This window comes from Bradyrhizobium sp. (assembly GCF_049691595.1).
Classification (GTDB): Bacteria; Pseudomonadota; Alphaproteobacteria; order Rhizobiales; family Xanthobacteraceae; genus Bradyrhizobium.
This window is the reverse complement of sequence record NZ_JBAVNZ010000597.1, coordinates 1-5060: the sequence shown is the minus strand read 5'-3', so window position 1 is coordinate 5060 and position 5060 is coordinate 1. Positions and strand designations below refer to the sequence as shown.

Here is a 5060-nt window from a genome sequence, read left to right as displayed (position 1 = left end):
TTTTCGATCAGCGCCATCTTGTCCTCGGCCTCGGATTTCGTCGCCCCTGATACCGGGGTGGTGAGGTTGCAGAGAAACATCTGGTCGGGATCGCGGCCGGCCTTGGCGGCTTCGCCCCGGATCGCGGCATAGCCCTGCTGGGCGCTTTCCAGGTTGCGCGCCGCGGTGAAAATCACCTCGCCCCAGCGCCCGGCAAAGCGCTGGCCGCGGCCGCTGGCGCCGGCCTGGATGATGACGGGATGGCCCTGCGGCGAGCGCGGCACGGTGAATGGGCCGCGCGACTTGAAAAATTGCCCGCGATGATCGAGCCGCTTGACCTTGGCCGGGTCGGCAAAGCGCCCGCTTTTCTTGTCGATGATCAGCGCGCCGTCTTCCCAGCAATCCCAGTGCCCGAGCACGACTTCCATGAACTCGTCGGCGCGGTCGTAACGGAAATCATGGTCGAGATGGGCGTCCTTGCCCATGTTGAGCGCCTCGCCGTCATTGACCGACGTCACCACGTTCCAGGCGGCGCGGCCGCCGGTCATCAGGTCGAGCGTGGCGAAGCGGCGCGCCACGTCGAACGGCTCGAAATAGGTTGTGGAGGCGGTCGAGGCGAGGCCGAGCTTTTCGGTGACCATGCCCATCGTGGTCAGCACCACGATCGGATCCATCTTGACGCAGCGGATGCCGTATTCGACGGTGTGGGCGTGATCGTTGCCGTAGCGATCGGGCATCGCCAGCCGGTCATCGAAGAACGCCATGTGAAATTTGCCGGCTTCCAGAATCCGGGCGATCTCCTGATAGTAGTCGGCCGACATCGAATCGTCGCGCGATTGCGGATGCCGCCACGAACTCGGCAGGTTGGTGCAGTTCTGCGCCTGCAGGAATCCGACCATCGCCATTTGCCGTGTCATGTTGCTCTCCCTGTACCGGCCAAGCGAAGTGTCATGCGAGATCGAGTTCGGTCGCGAGGCGGTATTCGCCGGCAAGCCGCCGCAATTTGTCCCAGGTCGCATCCTCGATCTCGATGCCTTCGGCCCTGCGTTGCTGTTCGCGCAGATATTCGATTTCGCCTGGATAGAACACGCCGGTCGAGCCTTCGGACGGCGGCGTCGACTTCAGATAGCGCGCGAACTCGGCCACCTCTTTCCTGAAATCCTTCAGCGGACGGAACGCTGCGACGTTGAACACCGCCATGAAGCATCCGTCGTTGTGGCGTCCGGTCGGCTCGACGCCGTAGCCAAGCCCGGTGAGCAGGCCGCACAGCACCTCGACCATCGCGGCGAGGCCGCTTCCCTTGTAGCCCTCGCTGCCGCCGAGCGGCAGCAGTGCGCCGCCGTTGCGGAATTGTTTGGGGTCGGTGGTGTGCCGCCCCTCGGCATCGACGATCCAGCCGGTCGGGATCGCCTCGCCGCGCGCGGCCGCCAGCGCGATCTTGCCGGCGGCGACCGCTGACGTCGCCATGTCGAGATAAAACGGCGCCTCGAGATCGGACGGCACCGCGATGGAAATCGGATTGGTGCCGAGCCGCGCCTCGCGGCCGCCGAACGGCGCGACATGTTTCGGCGAGCGGCCGGAATCGGCGGCGGCAAGCCCGATCATGCCCTCGCGCATCGCCATCATCGGATAGGCGGCGAGCCGTCCGACATGGCTCTGCCGGAACACCGTGCACGCCGCGACGTTGGCAGTCTTCGCCTTCTCGATGGTCAGCGCCATCGCCCTGGCGTTGACGTGGAAGCCGAAGCCCCAATGGCCGTCGATCACGGTCGTGGTCGGCGATTCCCGCACGATGGTCCATTTGGCGCCGGGCACGATATGGCCGACCTTGATGCGGTCGATATAGGTCGGGATCGCGATCACCCCGTGCGAGTCATGGCCTGCGAGGTTGGCGTTGACGCAGCCGACCGCCACAGCATGGGCTTCCTCGTCCGGTGCCCCGGCAGCCCGAAGCAGCGCCGCGCCGATACGCGTGAGACGATCGGCCTGGACGATCGGCATGGGGTTTCCTCGGTACTTGCCCGCGACTACGGGTCTTGCTTGTTGTCGCTGGCCGCATGGTCTCAAAGCGGTGGCGGGAGAGCAAGGGCGGAATGCGCGGGCGGCCATGCCGCCGGCACGATCCTCAACGACGCGGATTTCATCGTGCGGAATTGGCTGCCCGCGCGGTGATCAGGGAGGGAACGTTGCCTATCGCACAACGCAACCGCAGCATGAAAAACCGCGTTTACGCTGCGGATGTTGCTGCTAGATTGCGTGCCAATCAAGACCGACAGGGAGGACTATCTTCATGAAGCATGTGTCGACACTCGCGGCTGGCCTGTTGATCGGGGCCGCTGTGCTGCAATTTTCCGGCGTTGCCTCCGGCCAGAGCGACGGCTGGATCACGCTGCTCGACAGTTCCAAAATGGGCGACTGGGATGAGGTCGGCAAAGCCAACTGGGCGATGAAGGACGGCGCGCTGGTCGCCGACAAGCTCGACGGCAAGGATCTCTCCTATCTCGTTACCAGGAATTCCTACAAGGATTTTCAGATCCGGGCCGAGTTCTGGACCGACGAGGAAGCCAACAGCGGCATCTTCATCCGCTGCGACGAGTCCAGGAAGATCGATTCCAAGATCTGCTACGAGGTCAACATTTTCGACAAGCGGCCGGACCCGACCTATGGCACCGGCGCGATCGTCGATGTCGCCAAGGTCGATCCGATGCCGAAGGCGGCCGGCAAGTGGAACACCTACGAGATCACGGCGCATGGCCCGCATCTCGTGGTCGTGCTCAACGGCCAGAAGACCGCGGAGGTGCAGGACTCGAAACATGCGAGCGGCCCGTTCGCGCTTCAGTACGGCTCGGGCGTGGTCAAGTTCCGCAAGGTGCAGATCAAGCCGTTGTAGGGCTGGTGTCCCGGACACCACCCCGTCAGACCTCCCGCACCACACCCGGCCGGCCCGGCGCGCATTCGAGCGCGTCGCGGTCCCAGTTCGCGGCAATCGCCGCGGCCTCATAGCTGCTTTGCAGGAATTCCAGCAACGTCCTGTCGGGATCGGCGGCCGTGCGCACGGCGTCATAGGGCAGAATGAACTCGCCGAGCGCTTCGCTGAAGAAGGCGGCGGCTGGCCTCACTTTTGTGGCGCGAAAGCCCGCAGGCTCGGGATAGGCATAGCAATAGAACGCGGGATAATCGATCGCGCCGCTGCCCGGCCAGAAACCGGCGCTGCTTTCCTCATGCGAATAGGCCTCGCACGCCACCGCATCGGGCAGATTCGGCACCCCGCCGGGATGCCGCGGCGCGCGGCGGCCGGAAAAGCGCGTCACCGCGAGGTCAAAACTGCCCCAGAAAAAATGCACCGGGCTCGCCTTGCCAAGGAAGCCGGTGCGGAACTGCTTGAAGACGCGGTCGCAATTCGCAAGGATCTGGAACAGGCGCTTGACGGCGTCCCGGTCATAGGCGGCGTGCTGCCTGTCTTCGGAGAACCTTGTCGGCTCCGGCAGTTCGTTCGGCATCTCGTCGATGATGACATCGATATCGAGCTCTCGCAGGGTCGTCATGACCCCGGCGTGGAAGCTCGCGACCGACTGCCCGGCCAGCGCGAGCTGCCGCTGCGCGCCGTCGCTGGTCGAAATGCGCAGGGCATGATCGATGAAGTCGAAGTCGATCTGAAAACTCCTGTTACCGTCGGGAACGGGCGAAGTCGTCAGTCCGCGGGCCGTGACGTAGAGCGCGACATGCCAGGAATGGTTCAGCCAGGGCGATTTGGCCAGCCGGATCTTGCCGACGACCTGGGTCCAGAGGTGCAGCGTCGCATAGGTGTCACGCCACGCCGCGGTCGGTAGCTCGGGCCACGGAATTTTCACGATGGTGCTCATGCCAAAAACTCGGTGCGGGCGGTTGGTGAGGGCATACCGTCTATCACGAATCCCTCGCGAACAGCGATGGATGCGCGGGTCAGCCCCGATCAAGTCGGGGACAGGCGCCCGCGCATGACGAGTTGGTGTGTGGGGCCGCCTGCGTGCTTAACGACTACGCCGCGTCGACCAGCACCAGTTCGGAATCTTCCAAAGCGGTGATCCTGAGCCGGGTTTCGTCGCGGATCGCGGCGCCGTCGCGGGCGTTGACACGGACGCCATTGACCTCGACCGCGCCTGCCGCCGGCACCAGATAGAGTTTTCGCGTTGGCCCGGGCGCGTATACCGCGTTCTCGCCGGCCTTCAGCGTGGTGGCGAGCACCCGCGCGTCGGCGCGGATCGGCAGCGCGTCCGTGTCGCCGGCAAAGCCGCTCGCGATGGTGACGAGCTTGCCGGAGCGATCTGCCTTCGGGAACGGTTTGGCGCCCCAGGTCGGCTGGCCGCCATGGGTGGTCGGCTCGATCCAGATCTGGAAGATTTTTGTCTTCGCTTGCTCGAGATTATACTCGGAATGACGAATGCCGCTTCCGGCGCTCATCACCTGCACGTCGCCGGCTTCGGTGCGGCCCTTGTTGCCAAGACTGTCCTGGTGCGTGATCGCGCCTTCGCGGACATAGGTGATGATCTCCATGTTGGCATGGGGATGGGCGGGAAAGCCGGTGTCCGGCGCGATCTCATCGTCGTTCCACACCCGCAAGGCGCCATGGCCGATATTGCCGGGGTCATAATAGCTGCCGAACGAGAAGTGATGTTTTGCCTTCAGCCAGCCGTGGTCGGCGCTGCCGAGTTTTGCGAACGGTCTGAGTTCGATCATGGCAATCTCCTGTGAGAGAACTTCGTTACACTCTGGATAAGCGTTGCCGCGTCGTGCATAAATAGAAACTATGGAAACAAATCGTTTCTTAAAATGATCGAACAGGGACGATCGAAATGTCAAAACTCCCGGATTTCGAGGCACTGGCGATCTTCGCGAAAGTCGTGGAATTGCGGTCGTTTGCGGCGGCCTCGACCGAGCTTGCGCTGTCCAGGGCCACGGTGTCGAAGGCGGTCAGCCGGCTGGAGGCACGGCTCGGCGCGCGGCTGTTCAACCGCACCTCGCGGCGGCTGGCCCTGACCGACGCCGGCCAGAAATTGTCGGAACGGGCGGCGCGGCTGCTCGCCGATGGCGAGGCCGCGGAG

Annotated in this window: 6 protein-coding genes; 2 read left to right on the top strand and 4 right to left on the bottom strand. The window is 64.1% G+C overall.

The window, feature by feature from the left end:
* The coding region (locus WCE35_RS23925; RefSeq protein ID WP_424595784.1) for an NtaA/DmoA family FMN-dependent monooxygenase at nucleotides 1-896 on the bottom strand (896 nt) is incomplete at its 3' end.
* Nucleotides 897-927: 31 nt separating this feature from the next.
* Nucleotides 928-1980 carry an Ldh family oxidoreductase gene (locus WCE35_RS23920; RefSeq protein WP_424595783.1) on the bottom strand — a complete coding sequence of 351 codons (1053 nt, stop codon included), beginning with the start codon at nucleotides 1978-1980 and terminating at the stop codon, nucleotides 928-930.
* A 289-nt stretch (nucleotides 1981-2269) separates the two neighbouring features.
* On the opposite strand from WCE35_RS23920, the gene WCE35_RS23915 reads away from it, so the two are divergent.
* Nucleotides 2270-2869: a 3-keto-disaccharide hydrolase gene (locus tag WCE35_RS23915; RefSeq protein ID WP_424595782.1), complete on the top strand. Its 600-nt coding sequence runs from the start codon at nucleotides 2270-2272 to the stop codon at nucleotides 2867-2869.
* A 25-nt stretch (nucleotides 2870-2894) separates the two neighbouring features.
* Here WCE35_RS23915 and WCE35_RS23910 read toward each other — a convergent pair whose 3' ends face one another.
* Together WCE35_RS23910 and WCE35_RS23905 are read right to left on the bottom strand one after the other, a co-directional pair.
* Entirely contained in the window at nucleotides 2895-3842 is a 948-nt protein-coding gene (locus tag WCE35_RS23910) for a DUF5996 family protein (protein WP_424595781.1), read from the bottom strand.
* A 154-nt stretch (nucleotides 3843-3996) separates the two neighbouring features.
* Entirely contained in the window at nucleotides 3997-4695 is a 699-nt protein-coding gene (locus tag WCE35_RS23905; protein ID WP_424595780.1) for a pirin family protein, read from the bottom strand.
* A 116-nt stretch (nucleotides 4696-4811) separates the two neighbouring features.
* Here WCE35_RS23905 and WCE35_RS23900 point away from each other — a divergent pair.
* Nucleotides 4812-5060: LysR family transcriptional regulator (locus WCE35_RS23900; RefSeq protein WP_424595779.1), on the top strand; the 249-nt coding region annotated here is incomplete at its 3' end.

Bases quoted from the DNA above. Each gene is read 5' to 3' on its own strand.
- WCE35_RS23920 (WP_424595783.1), bottom strand. From the start codon at position 1,980: ATGCCGATCGTCCAGGCCGATCGTCTCACGCGTATCGGCGCGGCGCTG.
- WCE35_RS23915 (WP_424595782.1), top strand. From the start codon at position 2,270: ATGAAGCATGTGTCGACACTCGCGGCTGGCCTGTTGATCGGGGCCGCT.
- WCE35_RS23910 (WP_424595781.1), bottom strand. From the start codon at position 3,842: ATGAGCACCATCGTGAAAATTCCGTGGCCCGAGCTACCGACCGCGGCG.
- WCE35_RS23905 (WP_424595780.1), bottom strand. From the start codon at position 4,695: ATGATCGAACTCAGACCGTTCGCAAAACTCGGCAGCGCCGACCACGGC.